A 17,735-nucleotide genomic window follows, 5' to 3' on the forward strand; every position below is an offset into this window, starting at 1 on the left:
AAATGCTGACCCTCTATACTGGGCCACCCCCACGCAGTCTGCCGGGAAACGCGCCGCCATACCATGCCCTGCGTTCCCTTTTCGTAAATCGCTCACGCAATAACGAGATTGCCATGCCCAACATTGTCATCGCCGCTGCCAAGCGGACCGCCATCGGTTCCTTCCTCGGCCAGTTCAACGGCGTGCCCACCCCCACCCTGGGCGCCACTGCCATCGCCGCCGCCCTGGAACAGTCCGGCGTGCCAGCGGCGGATGTCTCCGAAGTGATCATGGGCTGCGTGCTGCCGGCCAACCTGGGCCAGGCCCCGGCCCGCCAGGCCGCCGTGGCCGCCGGCATCCCCTACGCCACCGGCGCAACCACCCTGAACAAGGTCTGCGGGTCGGGCATGAAGGCCATCATGCTGGGCCACGACCTGATCAAGGCCGGCTCGGCCAGCATCGTGGTCGCCGGCGGCATGGAATCGATGTCCAACGCGCCGCACCTGCTGCCCAATTCGCGCACCGGCAACCGCTTCGGCAACTTCCAGGCGGTCGACCACATGGCCCACGACGGCCTGGTCAATGCGTACGACGGCAAGGCCATGGGCGAATTCGCCGAATGCGCGGTGGACAAGTTCCAGTTCAGCCGCGAGGAACAGGACGCGTATGCGATCGAATCGGTGCGCCGCGCGCAGGCCGCGCAGGCTGCCGGTGCGTTCGATGATGAAATCGTGGCCGTGAAGGTCGCGGGTCGCAAGGGCGAGGTGGAGTACAGCCAGGACGAGCAGCCCGGCCGTTCGGATATCGCCAAGATCCCGACCCTGCGCCCGGCGTTCAAGAAGGACGGCACGGTGACCGCTGCCAGTTCGTCCAGCATTTCCGACGGCGCTGCCGCCGTCGTGCTGCTGTCCGAAGACGATGCCGCCGCCCGCGGCGTGCAGCCGCTGGCCCGGATCATCGCCCACGCCACCCACTCGCAGGAACCGGAGTGGTTCACCACGGCGCCGATCGGCGCCATCCACAAAGTGCTTGAAAAGGCCGGCTGGAGCCAGGACCAGGTGGACCTGTTCGAGATCAACGAGGCGTTCGCCGTGGTGGCCATGGCGCCCATCCGCGAACTGGGCATCGACCCGGCGAAGGTCAACGTCAACGGCGGCGCCTGCGCACTGGGCCACCCGATTGGTGCATCGGGCGCCCGGCTGGTGGTGACGTTGGTCAATGCCTTGCGCAAGCGTGATGCAAAGCGCGGAATTGCTACACTGTGCATTGGTGGCGGGGAAGCAACCGCCATCGCCATCGAATTGATTTGATTGGTTTTAACACCCGTTTCGCAAAACTGAATGCGGGATCGCTTGACAGCCCAACGTGGCTTGTCATCATGTTGCCGGGCGCGCAATAGCGCGTTGCCTAATCTAACGACGAGGATTCACACAAATGAGCATCAACAAGCTGCTGATCGCAATGGCCCTGGGCCTGGCTCTGACCGCCTGCTCGAAGCAGGAGCAGGCTGCTGACGCCGCCGCTTCGGCCAACGAAGCTGCTGCCGACGCCCAGGTCGCTGCCGACCAGGCCGCTGCTGCTGGCGCCCAGACCGCCGACGCTGCCCAGGCTGCCGCCGACACCGCCACCACCGCTGCTGACGCTTCGGCTGATGCCGCTGCCCAGGCTGGCGCTGCTGCCACCGACGCTGCTGCCGACGCTGCTGCCGACGCTGCCAAGGCCGGTGAAGCCACCGCCGAGCAGGCCAAGGACGCTGCTGAAGAAGCCAAGAAGTAATCACTTCTTTCTTCAAGCAAGTCTGAAGAAGCCGCTGGTTCGCCAGCGGCTTTTTCTTTGGCTTCACGGCAGGGTGAATAGGATCAGCGTCCCTGAAACCTGACGGAGAACGCCATGAAGATTCGTTCGATCACCACCCCGCTGATGGCCGCCTCCCTGCTGCTGGCCCTGGTGGCCTGCAAGGGGCCGGAAGCCGAACAGGCGCGTGCCGATGCCGCGCAGGCGGCCGACAGCACCGGCGAAGCGGCACGTGTCGCCGTGGACAAGGCTGCGGCATCCACCCGCAATGCCGCCGATGAAGCGGCTGCCGCCTCCGAACGCGCCGCGGCCGATGTACAACCGGCCTTGGACCGTGCCGCCGACGCCAGTGCAGCGGCGGCTGCCGATGCCAAGGTTGCCGCGCGCGATGCGGCGGCGCATGCCAGCGAGGCGACCGCCGATGCCGCCGAGAAGGTGGCCGACAAGGCGCGTGAGGTGGCCGAAGACGCCAAGCAGAACGCAGACGCCGCCAAACGCTGATGCGACCTGTCACGCCGGCCACCGGCCGGCGTGACCTCCAGCGGTAGTGCCAGGTCCGGCCTGGCAATCGATCAAGGCAACGCCCGCGCCATCACCGCGCCGACGTCCACCTCATCAGGCAGCGTCCCGAATGCCGCTCCATGCGCCCCGCCCAACCGCGAGCGCACGAACGCAGGGGCCATCGGGCTGCCCGCACGCAGCAGTACGGCGGCCTGCAGCAGCAGCGCCAGCCGTTCGGTCACCACCCGTGCCTGCGCTTCCGATGGCGTAGCGGCCAACAGCTCCCGCAACGACGCCAACGCGTGGTCATAGTCCGCATCGCGCCCGGCCACCGCGTCCAGCTCCGCATCCAGCACCGGCAGCACCTGCGGCTCGCGCGCCAACGCACGCAGCACATCCAGGCACTGGATGTTGCCGCTGCCTTCCCAGATGGAATTCAGCGGTGCCTGCCGGTACAGCCGCGGCAGGATCGACTCCTCCACGTAGCCCGCGCCGCCCAGGCATTCCTGCGCTTCGTTGACGAACACCGCCGCGCGCTTGCACACCCAGTACTTGCCCACCGCCGTTGCAATGCGTGCGAACGCGGCCTCCTGCGCATCCTGCGGCGCCTGGTCCACCGCGCGTGCCACGCGCATGGCGAAGGTGGTGGCCGCTTCGGATTCGATGGCGAGGTCGGCCAGCACGTTGGCCATCAGCGGGTGGTCGCACAGGCGGCGTCCGAAGCTGCTGCGGTGACGGGTGTGGTGCAGCGCCTGCGCCAGGGCCATGCGCATTTCCGCCGCCGCGCCCAGCATGCAGTCCAGCCGGGTCATCATCACCATGCCGATGATGGTTGCCACGCCCCGCCCTTCGGCGCCGACCCGGCGCGCCCAGGCGCCGCACAGCTCGATCTCGCTGGAGGCATTGGACCAGTCGCCCAGCTTTTCCTTCAGCCGCATCAGGCGGAACGCGTTGCGGTTGCCATCAGCCAGCCGGCGTGGCATCAGGAAGCAGGTCAGTCCTCCCGCCGCCTGCGCCAGCACCAGGAATGCATCGGACATCGGCGCGGAGAAGAACCACTTGTGCCCCACCAGCCCGTAGCTGCCATCGTCGCGACGTTCGGCGCGGGTGGTGTTGCTGCGCACGTCCGAGCCGCCCTGCTTCTCGGTCATGCCCATGCCCAGCGTGATGCCGGCCTTGTCGGCCATCGGCACGTCGCGCGGATCGTAGACCGGTGCGGCGGCTTTTTCGGCCCACTCGGCCAGCAACGGGTCCTGGCGCAGCACCGCCACCGCGGCGTGGGTCATGGTCAGCGGGCAACTGGTACCGGCATCGGCCTGGTGGTGCAGGAAACTCAGTGCGGCGCGGGCCACGTGCGCGCCGGGGCCGCCCTCGTGCCACGACAGTCCCGCCACCCCGTGGCGCTTGGCCAGCTCCATCAGCTGGTGGTAGGCCGGATGGAACTCCACGGTGTCGATGCGGTGCCCCTGCGGGTCGTGCGTGCGTAGCCGCGGGCGGTCGCGGTTGGCGTCGAAACCGAGCCGGTAGAGGGTGTCGCCCGCAATGGCGCCGTAGGCCTGCAGCGTATCGATGAACGCGGCACCACCTTCGCGACGCACTGCCTCGCTCAATGCCACGTCGTCGGCCCACAGGTTGCGGCCGCCGAACGGGGGCGGCTGGTTGGCCACTTCATGGGTCTCGAATACAGGCAATGCGGACGTCATCGTGCGGGCCTCCTGGCGGACCCGATGATTCTGCCGCATCCGCATGCGGGCTGCTGTTCAGGCGGATTCTCACCTCGTGCACGAACCCGTCGGCACAGTGCAGGCATGACGACGCACGCGGCAAACAGCGACCTGGTAGTACTGCGCCCCGAGGGCCTGTACTGCCCAGCAGGCGATTTCCATATCGACCCGTGGCGACCGGTGCCGCGCGCGGTCATCACCCACGGCCACGGCGACCATGCGCGCAGCGGCATGGGCCGCTACTACTGCAGTACCGGCAGCGTGCCGATCCTGCGCTGGCGGCTGGGTGATGTGGCCCTGGAAGCACATGACTACGGTGAACGCTTCACGTTGGGCGGCGTGCAGGTGTCGCTGCATTCGGCCGGGCATGTGCTGGGGTCGGCGCAGGTGCGCATCGATGACGGCCAGCAGGTGTGGGTGGCGTCGGGCGACTACAAGCGCCAACCGGACCCGACCTGCGCACCGTTCGAGGTGGTGCCCTGCGATGTGTTCATCACCGAGGCGACGTTCGCATTGCCGATCTACCGCTGGCAGGACACGCGCGAGGTCGCCGCCGAGATCGTGGCCTGGCGGCGCGAGTGCGAACAGCGCGGCGAAGCGGCGATCCTGCTGTGTTACGCGCTGGGCAAGGCGCAGCGGGTGCTGGCCGAACTGCTGCCGCTGGATGATCAACCGGCCTGGCTTCACGGCGCCATCGCCAATGGGGTGGCGGTGTATCGCGAGGCCGGCATCGCCATGCTGGACACGCGTACGGTGGCCGAACAGAGGCGCGAACCCGACGCGGCGGGCAAGTTGATCCTGGCGCCCCCCTCCGCCGCCGGCACCACGTGGGTACGTCGTTTCGGCAGGCACCAGCTGGGGTTTGCGTCGGGCTGGATGCGGTTGCGCGGCAACCGGCGGCGGCGCAACTACGACCGTGGCTTCGTCGTTTCCGACCACGCCGATTGGCCGGCGTTGCTGCAGACCATTGAACAGACCGGTGCGCGCCGGGTGATCGCCACCCACGGCAATACCGATGCGCTGATTCCGTTCCTGCGCGAACGTGGTGTTGCCGCCGAAGCCTTCCGCACCGATTTCGGGAGCGAGGAATGAGGGCGTTTGCCGCGCTGTACCAGCGCCTGGACCGCAGCACCGCCACGTCGGACAAACGCGCCGCGCTGGTGGCGTACTTCCGCGACGCGCGCCCGCATGACGCAGCGTGGGCGCTGTACCTGCTCAGCGGCGGCAAGGTCGGTGGCGCACGCCGCAAGATCGCGGCCAGCGGCGAGCTGCGCGCGTGGATCGCCGAGGCATCGGGCCTGCCCGCGTGGCTGGTGGCCGACAGCTACGACCAGGTCGGCGACCTGGCCGAAACCCTGACCCTGCTGTTGGATGATCCTGCGGAAGGCGCGCAGGACCGCCCCCTTGCCGACTGGATCGAAGGCCACCTGCTGGCCGTGGCGAACCAGCCGGAACCGGTACGTCGTGCTGCGGTGGAGGCAGGCTGGAGGCAGCTGCCTGCCGCCGAACGGCTGGTATTCAACAAGCTGCTGACCGGGGCGTTGCGCGTAGGCGTCTCCCAGCGGCTGGTCCAGCAGGCGCTGGCGGAACTGTCGGGGATCGACATCGCCCGCATCGCGCAGCGCATGCTGGGCGAGTGGGTGCCCTCGCCGGGGCTGCTCGCCAACCTGCTCAGCGCCGAAGAACGGCCTGAAGACCGCCAGCAGCCGTATCCGTTCTTCCTGGCCTCGCCATTGGAAGCCGAGGCCGACAGCCTGGGCCCGATCGACGAGTGGACGCTGGAATGGAAGTGGGATGGCATCCGCCTGCAGGTGCTGCGTCGCAAAGGCGAAGTCGCCCTGTGGTCGCGCGGCGAAGAGCGGCTGGATGGGCGCTTTCCGGAAATCGAAGCAGCCGCGATGGCGTTGCCGGATGGCACCGTGATCGATGGCGAGCTTCTCGCCTGGCGCGATGACGAGGCACAGCCGCTGCCTTTCACCGCACTGCAGACCCGGATCCAACGGCGCAGACCCGGCCCGAAGACATTGCGCGATACGCCGGTGCGCGTGCTTGCCTACGACCTGCTCGAACTGGACGGTAACGATCTGCGCCAGCAGCCGCTGGGCGAACGGCGCACCCTGCTCGCCGGATTGCTTGCCACGCTCGGCGATACGCGCATGGTGGTGTCGCCCACGCTCGATGCCACGGACTGGCAGGACGCCGCCGCTCAGCGGGCATTGGCGCGCGAACGCGGCGTGGAAGGGCTGATGCTCAAGCGCAGCACGTCGGTCTACCAGGGCGGGCGCCGCCGTGGCGACTGGTGGAAGTGGAAGATAGAACCGCTGACCATCGATGCGGTGATGATCTACGCGCAGGCCGGGCATGGCCGGCGCAGCACGCTGTACACCGACTACACCTTCGGGGTGTGGGACGGCGAGCGGCTGGTGCCGGTGGCCAAGGCGTATTCGGGGCTGGACGACAAGGAAATCCTGGCCCTGGACCGCTGGATCCGGGCCAACACGATCGAACGCTTCGGGCCGGTGCGCAGCGTCCGCGGCGAGCAGGTGTTCGAACTCGGTTTTGAAGCGGTCAACCGCAGCAGCCGGCACAAGTCGGGCATCGCAGTGCGCTTCCCGCGCATCCTGCGCTGGCGCCATGACAAGCCGGCCGGCGAAGCCGACACGCTGGCCCAGCTGCAGGCACTGGCGCGGTGACCCGACGCGACGCGATGGCGCGGCTGACCGCGTGGTTCGCCAGCCGTGGCTGGTCGCCGCTGGCGTTCCAGAAGACGATGTGGCGGCACTACCTTGCCGGCGAATCCGGGTTGCTGCACACGCCTACCGGCAGCGGCAAGACGCTGGCGATGTTCGGCGGGCCGCTGCTGCAGGCGCTGGTCGATCCGCTGCCGCGCGCACCGGGTGCGCGCGCCGGCAAGACCGTGCCGGCGCTGCAGGTGCTGTGGATCACCCCGCTGCGCGCGCTGGCCAGCGATACCGCACGCGCGCTGCGTGAACCGCTGGCGGCGCTTGGGCTGGACTGGCAGGTGGGGCTGCGCACCGGCGATGCCAGCGCGCGCGACAAACGCCTGGCCCGCGAAGGCCGGGTGGATGTACTGGTGACCACGCCCGAATCGCTGGCGCTGCTGCTGAGCTACCCCGATACGCTGGAGCGCATGCGCCGGCTGCGCTGCGTGGTGGTGGATGAGTGGCATGAGCTGCTGGGTAACAAGCGCGGCGTGCTGCTGCAGTTGAATCTGCGCCGCCTGCGCGATGCGCTGCCGGCGCTGCAGGTGTGGGGCCTGTCGGCCACGCTCGGCAACCTGGACGAAGCGCGCGAGGTGTTGCTGCCGGATGTTGCCGACGCGCCGCTGGTGTCGGGGGCGCGGCCACGCCCGGTAAAGGTGGAAACGCTGTTGCCCGCGCACGGCGAGCGCTTTCCATGGGCGGGCCACCTCGGCCTGTCGCAGCTGCAGCGGGTGCAGCAGAAGCTGTTCGCGGTCGGCACCAGCCTGCTGTTCACCAATACCCGCGCGCAAGCCGAACTGTGGCACCAGGCGCTGTCGGCGGTGTGGCCCGAAGATCCGGCCACGCTGGGCCTGCACCACGGCTCGCTGGACCCGGTGCAGCGCCGCATCGTCGAGCAGGGCCTGCGCGACGGGGCACTGCGCTGCGTGGTGGCCACCTCCAGCCTCGACCTGGGGGTGGATTTCCCGGCCGTCGACCAGGTCCTGCAGATCGGCAGCCCGAAAGGCATCGCGCGGCTGGTGCAGCGCGCCGGGCGCGCGCGGCATCGCCCGGGGGAATCGGGCCACATCGTCTGCGTGCCGTCGCACGCGCTGGAGCTGGTGGAATACGCCGCCGCGCGGCGTGCACTGGCCGCTGGCGTGATCGAAGCGCGGCGCCCGCTGCGGTTGTCGCTGGATGTGCTGGCCCAGCACTGCGTGAGCTGCGCGCTGGGCGGCGGCTTCCGCGCCGACGAGCTGCTGGCCCAGGTCCGGCGCACGCACGCGTTCGCATCGCTGGAGCTGGCGCAGTGGCAGGGCGTCCTGGACTTCATCGTGCAGGGCGGCCAGGCGCTTGCGCAGTACCCGGACTTCCACAAGGTGGTGCGCGACGACGACGGCATCTACCGCGTGAACGACCGCCGCGTGGCGCTGCGCCACCGGCTGTCGATCGGCACCATCACCAGCGATGGCAGCGTCATGGTGCAGTTCCTGCGCGGCGGCCGGCTCGGCAGCGTGGAAGAACAGTTCGTCGGTCGCCTGCGCCCCGGCGACCGCTTCCAGTTCGCCGGCCGGCTGCTGGAGCTGGTACGGCTGGAGAACCTCACTGCTTACGTCAAGATGGCGCGTGGCGGCGATGGCGTGGTGCCGCGCTGGCAGGGGGGCCGCCTGCCGCTGTCCGAGGCGCTGGGCCACGAAATGGAAAGCGTGCTCGCGTCCGCGCCGGAGAGCCCTGAAATGCACTGGCTTGCACCGCTGCTGCGCCTGCAGGCACGCGTATCCGCGCTGCCCGGCCCGTCACTGCTGCTGGTGGAAAGCGTGCGCCGCCGCGAAGGACAGTTCGTGTTCGTGTATCCGTTCGCCGGGCGCCAGGTCAACGAGGGGCTGGCGGCGCTGATGGCGATGCGCTGGACGCGCCTGCAGGCCAATACCTTCGGCTACGCCGCCAACGATTACGGCTTCGTGCTGGCACCGGCGCGCGCGGTGGAGGTGGATGCGGCGCGGGTAGCGGCGCTGCTGCAGCCGGACGGTCTGTTCGAGGACCTGCGCGACAGCCTCAACCTGGGCGAGCTGGCACGCCGCCAGTTCCGCGATATCGCGCGTGTGTCCGGGCTGTTGATTCCCGCATTGCCAGGCCGCACGCCACGCAGCCTGCGCCAGCTGCAGGCGTCGGCCGGACTGCTGTATGACGTGCTGCGCCAGCATGATCCCGGGCACATCCTGCTCGGCCTGGCCGAACGTGAGGTACTGCATGAGCAGCTCGACCTGACCTGCCTGGCCGAAACGCTGCGCCGCTGCCAGGGCCGCACGTTGTGCGTGCAGCACCCGGCAACGCTGGGGCCCTTGTCTTTCCCGCTGTGGGCCGAGCGCCTGCGCGGGCAGCTCAGCAATGAAGACTGGAAGACGCGCGTGCTGCGCGCCGTGGGCCAACTGGAGAAACGCCATGCCGACTGACGTCGTGACCGAGATCGCGGGCGAGCAGGTCCGCCTGCTTGGCGCGCGCGCGCTGTACTGGCCGGCGCGCGAAGCGCTGCTGATTGCCGACCTCCACCTTGGCAAGGCCGATCTGTTCCGGCGCGCGGGCATCGGGTTGCCCAGCGGCGGCACCGGTGACGATCTGGCGCGGCTGTCGGCACTGGTGGTCGACCACCCCATCCGCACGGTTTGGATCCTGGGCGACGTGCTGCATGGCCCTGCGCATCGGGCCGCGTGGTACCGGCAATGGCAGGCATGGCGGGAGCAGCATCCGCGACTGGAGATCGGCGCAGTGGCCGGCAACCATGACCGCGTGCTGCCCAAGGCCGACCTGGGCATCACCCTGCTCGGCGAACGCGTCCAGGAGGGGCCGTTCCTGCTGCGCCATGATCCACAACCGCATCCCAGCCTGCATGTGCTGTGTGGCCACCTGCATCCACTGGCCCGCCTGCCGGGCATGCAACGACGCTGGCCGGCCTTCTGGCTGCGCGAACGCTTGACCGTGCTGCCGGCATACTCGCGCTTCACCGCCGGCATCGCACCGGTCGTGGGCGCCGGCGAGCGACTGGTCGCGTGCGTCGACGACGACGCGATCGCGCTGCCGGCACGTTGATGCCGGCACGCGCGGGTACAGCGGCCTACGCTGCCGAAGGCAGCGCTGCCATCAGCAGGATCTGCGGGGCATCGGGATTGCGCCGCACGGGACAGCGCTGCACCTCGACCAGCATGGAACGCGCTGCGGCGCGGATGCGGGCGTGGTGTTCGGGGGCGGCATGGGTGATCAGACTGGTGACATGGAAGTCGAACACATCTTCCATCACATCCGGCTGATCCTCGTGGAGCATCTGCAGCAACCCGCGCAGTTTGCGGATTTCAGAATCGAGAACGTCGGCCGGAAACAACATGTCTTTCTCCTTGGGGGCAACAACACAGCATTGTTCTTGTGCCACAAGGCAAGTGACCCTGCCGTCAACGGCTGCCATTCATGTGCTCATCGCCTCGACGAAACCCGGCGACAATCCCAGCGTGCCCCACCAGCCGCGCTGGGTGCCGCTGAGCACGCGCAGCATGTGGCCGCGACCACCCGGCAGCCGACCCATCGGCTGGAACAGCACATCGCGTGCGTGCGCGAGCAGGTCGCGCTCGGACTGGAACACCGGGGTCAGCCACCGGCTCCAGAACTGGTAGATGCCCACGTGTGCACTGCGCTGCGCCTGGTAGGCCTGGAGCGCGGCATCGGCAGCGTCGTGCGCGCGCAGCGCATCGCGCAGCGCCAGCGCGTCCATCAGCGCCATGTTCACGCCCTGCCCCAGCTGCGGGCTCATGGCATGCGCCGAATCCCCGGCCAGCACCAGCCGGTCGCGGTGCCAGCGGCTCATCACGGCATCCCGGTAACCGGCACGCGCCAGCTGCGCGCCATCGCGCACGTCCTGCAGGCGCAGGTGCGCCTGCGGCCACAGCGCGGCGATCTCCTCCAGCCAGCGCTGCATGCCATCCCGTTCCCACTGCTCGAACTGCGCGCGCGGCAGGCTCCAGAAGAAGCTCAGGCGCGGCTGCGCATCATCGGGGCGGGTGCCGACCGGCAACAGCCCGATCATCTTGCGCGCCGCCACGTAGCGCTGCCGCAGCTCGTCATGGTGCGGCCAGTCGCCGCGCGGCAACAGGCACCACAGCGCACCCCACGGGTATTCGCGGTCAAGCCGCGTGCCCTGTACCAGCGTGCGCAGCGACGAGGCCGACCCATCGGCGGCGATCACCAGGTCATACGGGCCGTGCCAGTGCCCGCGCGCGTCGCGCACGCGGCCATTTTCGGTATCCACATCGACGATGGCGGTGTCGGCCTGCAGGTTGCCCGGGTGCTCCCAGGCCTGGGCCAGCAGCGAGAACAGCGCGCCGCGCTGCATGCCGATGCCGTGCAGGTGCGCATGCAGCGCCGCATAGCGCATGTCCATCACCGCGCGCCCGCACGGCGTTTCACCGTACAGCCGGCGCACCGGCGCGCCGTGCCGCAGCACCTCTGGCAGCAGGTCCATCTGCCACAGCACGTCCAGACCGCTCGGCTGCAGCAGGAACCCCGCGCCTACCGGACCGGGCTTGGGCGCGCGCTCGAACACGTGCACATCGTGATGGTCGCGTGAAAGGAGAATCGAGAGCGCCTGGCCCGCCGTTCCGTAGCCAACGATGGCAATCGTACGTTTTTTCATCTGACGTCCTGTCCGGCATCAAAAAAAACCCCGCCGAAGCGGGGTTTTCCTTGCGCTGCGGTGGAGTTACTCCGCCGGCGCGATGTTCGAAGCCTGGGCGCCCTTCGGACCCTGGCTCACTTCATAAGTGACCTTCTGGCCTTCCTGCAGGCTGCGGAAGCCCTTGGAGTTGATCGCGGAGAAGTGCGCGAAGACATCAGCGCTGCCGTCATCCGGCGAGATAAAGCCAAATCCCTTGGCGTCGTTGAACCACTTGACGGTACCGTTCGGCATGGTAATGCGAGACCTTCTTCAATGAATGGGTGGTGTACGCTCAACCAGCGCACTGGCGGAGTATGCAAAGCTTGTCATGCAATGACAATCATCCGCGTGCCAATTCGCCAATCAGTTCCGGCAATCCGGCCGAAGCCGCGTCAACATTGGCCAGTACTTCGGCCATCGTGATCTCGTCGCCATCGCCACAGCCGGCCGCCCAGTTGGCCACGATCGCCAGGCAGGCGTAGTCCAGGCCCAGCTCGCGGGCCAGGCCGGCTTCGGGCATGCCGGTCATGCCGACCAGGTCGCAGCCATCACGGCGCATGCGCGCGATTTCCGCATTGGTCTCCAGCCGCGGCCCCTGCGTGGCGCCGTAGCAGCCGCCGTCCTGCAGGCGCACCCCGGTGACCTTGGCCGCCGCCAGCACCTTGCTGCGCAGCATCGGCGTGTACGGGTGGCCGAAGTCCACATGCAGCACCTCGGTGCCCGGCTCCTCGCTGAGCGTGGAGATGCGGCCCCACGTGTAATCGATCAGCTGGTCCGGGCAGGCCAGCACGCGCGGACCGAACTGCTCGGTGATGCCGCCGACAGTGTTGAGCGCGAGCACGCGGGTGGCACCGATCTGCTGCAACGCAGCAAGATTCGCGCGGTAATTGATCTTGTGCGGCGGCAGTGAATGGCCTTCGCCATGCCGGGCCAGGAACGCCACGCGCTGGCCGAGCAGCGTGCCGACCCGGATCGGGCCGGACGGCGTGCCGTAACGGGTTTCGACCACGTGGCTGTTCACGTCATCGAGCTGGGCCAGCTTGTACACACCGGTGCCGCCGATGACGGCCAGGGCAATAGGGTCCATGGGCGCTGCTTATTCCTTCATCGCGTAGATGGCCGGCACGCCGCGCAGCGCTTCGTTGACGTCCATGCCGAAGCCGAACACGTAACGGTCCGGCAGTTCGACACCGGCGTAGTCGGCCTTGACGTCGGGCAGCGCGCGGTCGTGCTTCTTCACCGTCATCGCGGCGATGCGCACATCGGTGGCGCCCTGCTCCAGGCACCAGGTGCGCACGCCCTGCAGGGTGAAGCCTTCGTCCAGGATATCGTCGACCAGCAGCACGCGGCGGCCGAACAGCGAGGTGGCCGGCTTGTGCTTCCAGACCAGCTCGCCGCCGGTGGTTTCACCGCGGTAGCGGGTGGCGTGCAGGTAATCGAACTGCAGGTCCTGGCCGCGCGCGCCCAGCTCCAGCGCCAGCTGGCCGGCGAACGGCAGCGCGCCGTGCATGATCGACAGGAACAGCGGGACCTCGCCCTTGTAATCCGCCGCGATGGCATCGGCGATGGCCGCGATGGCCGCATCGATGGTGGGGCGGTCGACCAGCAGGTCGGCCTGGGCCAGGGCCTGGGAAATGGTGAGGTTGGGCATCAGACGTTTCTTCCAAGGGTGTCGAGCAAACGGGATTGGGAGGTGCCATGGCGGGCATCGGCCAGCAGGCCGTCCCAGCCAAGCGCGCCCCGGCCGATCAGCCCGAGCAGCGCAGCAGTATTGAAGGGGCGGCCGTCGACCGCGCGCAGCGCCTCGTCGACCAGTTCCGGGTGGCAGACCAGCACCACGTCGCAGCCGGCATCCAGGTGCGCATGCACGCGCGCCTGCACGCCCCCGGCGGAGAACGAGGCGGCCATGCCGATGTCGTCGGAAAACACCACGCCACGGAAGCCCATTTCCCCGCGCAGGATCTGCTGGATCCAGCGCGACGAGTAACCGGCCGGTTCCGGTGCGACCTGCGGGTAGACCACATGGGCCATCATCACCGCGTCGGCGCCGGCATCGATGCCGGCAACGAACGGCACCAGGTCCAGTGCCCGCAGTGCGTCGAGGTCACGCGGATCGCTGGCGGCGGCCACGTGGGTGTCTTCCAGCACGCTGCCGTGGCCGGGGAAATGCTTGAGGGTGGCGGCCATGCCGACGCTGTGCATGCCGCGCACGTAGGCGCGGGTGAAGGCGGCCACGACCTCCGGGTCGGCACTGAAGGCACGGTCGCCGATGGCGCGGTTGCCACGGCCCAGGTCGACCACCGGGGCGAAACTGAGGTCCACGCCGCTGGCGCGCACTTCGCTGGCCATCAGCCAGGCGTGCTGTTCGGCAAGGGCCAGGGCTGCCTCGGGATCCTGTGCGTACAGGGAGTCGAAGCCCTGCAGCGGCGGCAGCGCGCTGAACCCGTCGCGGAAGCGCTGCACACGGCCGCCTTCCTGGTCCACGCAGATCAGCAGCGGCCGCGGCGCGGCGGCGCGGATCGCGGCCGACAGCCCGGCGATCTGCTGGCGCGAGGCGAAATTGCGCTTGAACAGGATGACGCCGGACACGGCGTCGTGCTGCAGCCAATCGCGTTCCTGGGCGGTAAGTTCGGTCCCGGCAACGCCGATCACGAGCATGGGTCGATCTCCAAAGCGGGGCGCCGTGATGGCGCACTGCCGCATTGTCGCAGAAGGCGTGTCCCCGAGGCCACGGGCGCGGCGGGCGTATTCAGGGCCAGCGGCTGTAAGGGTTCGAGGCCAGGGCGAGGTTGTAATACCGGACCTGGTCGGTCACTTCCTCCCCGACCCAGGACGGCAGGTCGATGGCCTGGTCGGCCTGCTCCAGTTCGACCTCGGCCACCACCAGCCCGGCGTTGTCGCCCAGGAACTCGTCCACTTCCCACAGCAGCCCGCCGTGGTGGACCAGGTGCCGGCGCTTGTCGATCAGGCCGCCCACGCACAGCGCCAGCAGCGCGCGGGCGTCCTCCACCGGGATCGGGTAATCGAATTCCTGGCGGGTGTGCCCGATCTCGCGCGACTTCATGTTGAGAAATGCCTCATCGCCCTGGATGCGCACCCGCACCGAGGCCTTCTGGGCGCCGCTGTCGATCGAGGCGGTGTCGTTGATGTAGCCCTGTGCCATCGGAATGACCGCGTGCGCGGCGGCGCGCCAGTCATCGCCGGTGACCAGGAACTTGCGCTCGATCTCGATGCCCATCTCAACGCTTCTCGAAGACGGCGATGCTTTCCACGTGCGCGGTGTGCGGGAACATGTCCATCGCACCGGCCGACACCAGGGTGAAGCCCTGCTCGTTGACCAGATAGCCGGCGTCGCGCGCCAGCGAGCCGGGGTGGCAGCTGACGTAGACGATGCGCTTGAACTGCTTGAGCGGCAACTGCTGCAGGACTTCGATCGCGCCCGAGCGCGGCGGGTCCAGCAGCAGCTTGTCGAAGCCCTGGCGCATCCACGGGGTCTGGCGCTGGTCCTGGGTCAGGTCGGCGGCGAAGAACTGCGCGTTGTCCAGGCCGTTGCGCGCGGCGTTTTCCCTGGCCCGCGCCACCAGCCCGGCTTCGCCTTCCACGCCCACCACTTCGCGGACGGTGCGCGCCAGCGGCAGGGTGAAGTTGCCCAGGCCACAGAACAGATCGAGCACGCGCTCGTCCGGGCCGGCGTCGAGCAGCTCGAGCGCCAGCGCGATCATCTTTTCATTGAGCTTGGCGTTGACCTGGATGAAATCCAGCGGGCGGAACGCCAGCTCCACGTTCCACGGCGCCAGCCGGAACGACAGCGGCACCTCGCCAGGCAGCAGCGGGTGCACCGATTCAACACCGCCGGGCTGCAGGAAGATCGCAAACCCGTGCTCAGCCCCGAACGCGGCCCAGGCCGCCTTGTCCGCATCGCTGAGCGGCAGCATGTGGCGGATGGTCAGCACGATCGCATCGTCGCCGGCAATGAACTCCACCTGGGGGATGTCGCGCTTGCCATCCAGGGATTCGATGAACGCCGACAGTGCCGCCACCTTCAGGCCGATTTCCGGGATCACGGTCAGGCACTGGCTCAGGTCCGCCACGAAGCGCGGGTCCTGTTCACGGAAGCCGACCAGGGTCTTGTCCTTCTTTTCCACCCGGCGCACGGAGAAGCGCCCCTTGCGGCGGTAGCCCCAGCTTTCGCCGACCAGCGGCGGCAGCACGGTGCCCGGGCTGACATGGCCGATCCGGGTCAGGTTGTCGAGCAGCACGCGCTGCTTGGCCACGATCTGCTGACCTTCTTCCAGGTGCTGCAGCACGCAGCCGGCACAGACGCCGAAGTGCGGGCAGCGCGGGGTGACCCGCTGCGGCGAGGGCTGCAGGACCTCCACGGTCCGCGCCTCGTCGAAATGGCGGTTGCGGGCGGTGGGCTCGGCGCGCACCATTTCGCCCGGCAAGGCGCCGGAAATGAAGGTGACCTTGCCGCCCTCGCCTTCACGGCGGGCGACGCCCCGGCCATCATGGCTGAGGTCGAGGATGTCGGTCTGGAACGGCGTCTTGTCGAGGCGGGAACGGGATCGGGCCACGTGGCAACAGGCTGCGGGCAAAAAGGGTGCGTATTGTCGCAGATACGCACCGCGAGCTGCCGGGTGACCCCATCGGGAGGCTTGCAGCACGCCATATCGTGTTTAATATGGGCATAGCTGACATGGAGGCAGCCCCAATGCAGATGACCCCGAGGGTTCCCATGCCCCGACTCCTGCTCGTCGAGGACGACACCATCAGTCGCGGCTTTTTCCGGGCCGCGCTGGAAACCCTGCCCGCGCAGGTTGAAACCGCCGATTCACTGGTCACTGCCCTGGAACGGGGCCGCAACGGCGAGCACGATCTGTGGCTGATCGATGTGAACCTGCCTGACGGCAATGGCAGCCAGCTGCTGAGCGCCTTGCGGCTGACGCGTCCGGACACGCCCGCCCTGGCCCACACGGCCGATGGCGACACCAGCATCCATGCCCGTCTGCGGGATGACGGTTTCAGCGAAACCCTGGTCAAACCGTTGAGCCGTGAGCAGCTGCTGCAGGCCGTGCGCCGTGCGCTGGTCAACAGTCCCGGCAGCGCCGCCCGGGCCGTCGCCGCTGGGGGCAGTGAGCTCGAACGCGAGGACTGGGACGAAATCACCGCCCTGGCGGCCCTGAATGGGCAGCGCCATCACCTGATCGCCCTGCGCGAACTGTTCCTGGCCGAGCTGCCCGGGGTCCGCGACGCGGTGGCCCAGGCGGTACAGCAACACGATGTAGGCACCTTGAAGGGCCAGCTGCACCGGCTGCAGGCCAGCTGCGGCTTCGTCGGCGCCGCGCGCCTCGCGCGCGCGGTACGCCAGCTGCACCAGGCCCCCGAATCCAACGGCGCCCACACCCAGTTCAAGGCGGCCGTAGAGTCCCTGTTGCATTAGGCACCCCGCAGACACGCATGGCGTGTCCCTACGGATGCCCCCAACGTTCGACCCCAAACCCAAGCGACCAAGGGTCGTAGTGACACGCCATGCGTGTCAAAGCCATGCCCCTGCGCACGTAAACCGCCCTCCGCACCAGCCAAGCCCCCCCCCCCCGAGCACGCACCTCACCGCCTGCGCGCCAGATCCTCCAGCATCTCCCACGATTTCAGACCACGCCCACCCAGGTGGTGCAGCAGCACCGCGCGCATGCCTCGCCGCAGGCTGGCCAGATCCTCCGCGCCGGGCAGGACGTCGCCAGCCAACGCCAGCAACGCACTCCCGGTCGCCGTCCCCCGCCGCGGATCCACCCCGCGCTCGCTGAGCAACCGTCGCGGCCCCTCCAGCGGGTCCAGCTCATAACGCGCGGCCGGGTCGACCGGCTCGCCATCGCTGCCATGGGTCAGGTCGAAGCCAAACCCCAGTGCTTCCAGCAGGTCGCGCTCGAACCGCCGCAGGGTCCAGGCCAATGGCTCGGCGGCTGCCAGCCGCTGGCGCACCTGCCCGTAGTGGTCGTAGAGCTCGGGCAGCGGGTCCTGGCGGGGCGCCAGCCGCATCACCAGTTCATTGAGATAGAAGCCGGCCAGCATGGCATCGCCGCTCAGCCGCGGCGCGGCATCCAGGGCCTCGGCCCCACGCAGCTGGGCCAGCTCGCCGCGCTGCACGGCGGCCAGGCGGATCCATTGCAGGGGCTGGAGGGCGGCGCGCAGCGCCTGGCTGCGCGGGCTGCTCACGCCGCGCGCCAGCAGTCCGATCCGGCCATGCTGCTCGGTCAGGACCTCGACCAGCAGGCTGGTCTCCCGCCAGGGGCGGGCATGCAGCACGAAGGCCGGTTCGTCGTCGATGCGCATGGCCGG

18 protein-coding genes are annotated in these 17,735 nt (G+C 68.8%); 8 read left to right on the forward strand and 10 right to left on the reverse strand.

Annotation, left to right across the window (positions count from 1 at the left end):
- The first annotated feature begins 113 nt into the window (after nucleotides 1–113).
- From KVS69_RS08455 to KVS69_RS08465, 3 genes are all read left to right on the forward strand, one after another.
- Nucleotides 114–1,289, forward strand: a complete 1,176-nt coding sequence (locus KVS69_RS08455; RefSeq protein WP_217537745.1) for an acetyl-CoA C-acyltransferase — start codon at nucleotides 114–116, stop codon at nucleotides 1,287–1,289.
- 124 nt (nucleotides 1,290–1,413) lie between these two features.
- Entirely contained in the window at nucleotides 1,414–1,755 is a 342-nt protein-coding gene (locus KVS69_RS08460) for a hypothetical protein (RefSeq protein ID WP_068853606.1), read from the forward strand.
- 114 nt (nucleotides 1,756–1,869) lie between these two features.
- Nucleotides 1,870–2,274: a hypothetical protein gene (locus KVS69_RS08465; RefSeq protein WP_217537746.1), complete on the forward strand. Its 405-nt coding sequence runs from the start codon at nucleotides 1,870–1,872 to the stop codon at nucleotides 2,272–2,274.
- 71 nt (nucleotides 2,275–2,345) lie between these two features.
- Here the strand turns inward: KVS69_RS08465 and KVS69_RS08470 are convergent, their stop codons facing one another.
- Entirely contained in the window at nucleotides 2,346–3,977 is a 1,632-nt protein-coding gene (locus tag KVS69_RS08470) for an acyl-CoA dehydrogenase family protein (protein WP_217537747.1), read from the reverse strand.
- 105 nt (nucleotides 3,978–4,082) lie between these two features.
- On the opposite strand from KVS69_RS08470, the gene KVS69_RS08475 reads away from it, so the two are divergent.
- Genes KVS69_RS08475 through pdeM form a run of 4 tightly spaced genes read left to right on the forward strand, consistent with a single transcriptional unit; the run spans nucleotide 4,083 to nucleotide 9,787 of the window.
- Nucleotides 4,083–5,090: a ligase-associated DNA damage response exonuclease gene (locus KVS69_RS08475; protein ID WP_217537748.1), complete on the forward strand. Its 1,008-nt coding sequence runs from the start codon at nucleotides 4,083–4,085 to the stop codon at nucleotides 5,088–5,090.
- On the forward strand, nucleotides 5,087–6,691 hold the full coding sequence (locus KVS69_RS08480; RefSeq protein ID WP_217537749.1) for an ATP-dependent DNA ligase: 1,605 nt from the start codon (nucleotides 5,087–5,089) through the stop codon (nucleotides 6,689–6,691). The genes KVS69_RS08475 and KVS69_RS08480 overlap by 4 nt, the downstream gene beginning before the upstream one ends.
- Before the next feature lie 14 nt (nucleotides 6,692–6,705).
- Nucleotides 6,706–9,153, forward strand: coding sequence for a ligase-associated DNA damage response DEXH box helicase (locus tag KVS69_RS08485; RefSeq protein ID WP_217537776.1), 2,448 nt, complete (start codon nucleotides 6,706–6,708; stop codon nucleotides 9,151–9,153).
- On the forward strand, nucleotides 9,143–9,787 hold the full coding sequence (pdeM, locus tag KVS69_RS08490; protein ID WP_217537750.1) for a ligase-associated DNA damage response endonuclease PdeM: 645 nt from the start codon (nucleotides 9,143–9,145) through the stop codon (nucleotides 9,785–9,787). The genes KVS69_RS08485 and pdeM overlap by 11 nt, the downstream gene beginning before the upstream one ends.
- Nucleotides 9,788–9,812: 25 nt before the next feature.
- On the opposite strand, the gene KVS69_RS08495 is transcribed toward pdeM, so the two are convergent.
- The 8 genes from KVS69_RS08495 to rlmD form a co-directional block, all read right to left on the reverse strand.
- Nucleotides 9,813–10,157, reverse strand: a complete 345-nt coding sequence (locus KVS69_RS08495) for a hypothetical protein (protein ID WP_254622088.1) — start codon at nucleotides 10,155–10,157, stop codon at nucleotides 9,813–9,815.
- Entirely contained in the window at nucleotides 10,158–11,378 is a 1,221-nt protein-coding gene (locus tag KVS69_RS08500) for an NAD(P)/FAD-dependent oxidoreductase (protein ID WP_217537751.1), read from the reverse strand.
- Nucleotides 11,379–11,444: 66 nt separating this feature from the next.
- Nucleotides 11,445–11,651: a cold-shock protein gene (locus KVS69_RS08505; RefSeq protein WP_068853615.1), complete on the reverse strand. Its 207-nt coding sequence runs from the start codon at nucleotides 11,649–11,651 to the stop codon at nucleotides 11,445–11,447.
- A gap of 88 nt (nucleotides 11,652–11,739) precedes the next feature.
- On the reverse strand, nucleotides 11,740–12,486 hold the full coding sequence (locus KVS69_RS08510; RefSeq protein WP_068853616.1) for an S-methyl-5'-thioinosine phosphorylase: 747 nt from the start codon (nucleotides 12,484–12,486) through the stop codon (nucleotides 11,740–11,742).
- Between the two features lie 9 nt (nucleotides 12,487–12,495).
- Nucleotides 12,496–13,050, reverse strand: a complete 555-nt coding sequence (locus KVS69_RS08515) for a hypoxanthine-guanine phosphoribosyltransferase (RefSeq protein ID WP_068853617.1) — start codon at nucleotides 13,048–13,050, stop codon at nucleotides 12,496–12,498.
- Nucleotides 13,050–14,057: a beta-N-acetylhexosaminidase gene (nagZ, locus tag KVS69_RS08520; protein WP_217537752.1), complete on the reverse strand. Its 1,008-nt coding sequence runs from the start codon at nucleotides 14,055–14,057 to the stop codon at nucleotides 13,050–13,052. Before nagZ ends, KVS69_RS08515 begins: the two co-directional genes overlap by 1 nt.
- A gap of 91 nt (nucleotides 14,058–14,148) precedes the next feature.
- The gene (locus KVS69_RS08525) at nucleotides 14,149–14,637 is read right to left on the reverse strand and encodes a CYTH domain-containing protein (RefSeq protein ID WP_217537753.1); all 489 of its coding nucleotides are present in this window, start codon (nucleotides 14,635–14,637) and stop codon (nucleotides 14,149–14,151) included.
- Nucleotide 14,638: 1 nt separating this feature from the next.
- Nucleotides 14,639–15,973: a 23S rRNA (uracil(1939)-C(5))-methyltransferase RlmD gene (gene rlmD / locus KVS69_RS08530; RefSeq protein WP_217537754.1), complete on the reverse strand. Its 1,335-nt coding sequence runs from the start codon at nucleotides 15,971–15,973 to the stop codon at nucleotides 14,639–14,641.
- Nucleotides 15,974–16,110: 137 nt separating this feature from the next.
- Between rlmD and KVS69_RS08535 the strand changes: the two genes are divergently transcribed.
- Entirely contained in the window at nucleotides 16,111–16,839 is a 729-nt protein-coding gene (locus KVS69_RS08535; protein ID WP_217537755.1) for a response regulator, read from the forward strand.
- Between the two features lie 167 nt (nucleotides 16,840–17,006).
- On the opposite strand, the gene recO is transcribed toward KVS69_RS08535, so the two are convergent.
- On the reverse strand, nucleotides 17,007–17,729 hold the full coding sequence (gene recO / locus KVS69_RS08540; RefSeq protein WP_217537756.1) for a DNA repair protein RecO: 723 nt from the start codon (nucleotides 17,727–17,729) through the stop codon (nucleotides 17,007–17,009).
- Nucleotides 17,730–17,735: the final 6 nt, after the last annotated feature.

The sequence above is a fragment of the Stenotrophomonas sp. GbtcB23 genome, from assembly GCF_019091045.1.
Classification (GTDB): Bacteria; Pseudomonadota; Gammaproteobacteria; order Xanthomonadales; family Xanthomonadaceae; genus Stenotrophomonas; species Stenotrophomonas rhizophila_A.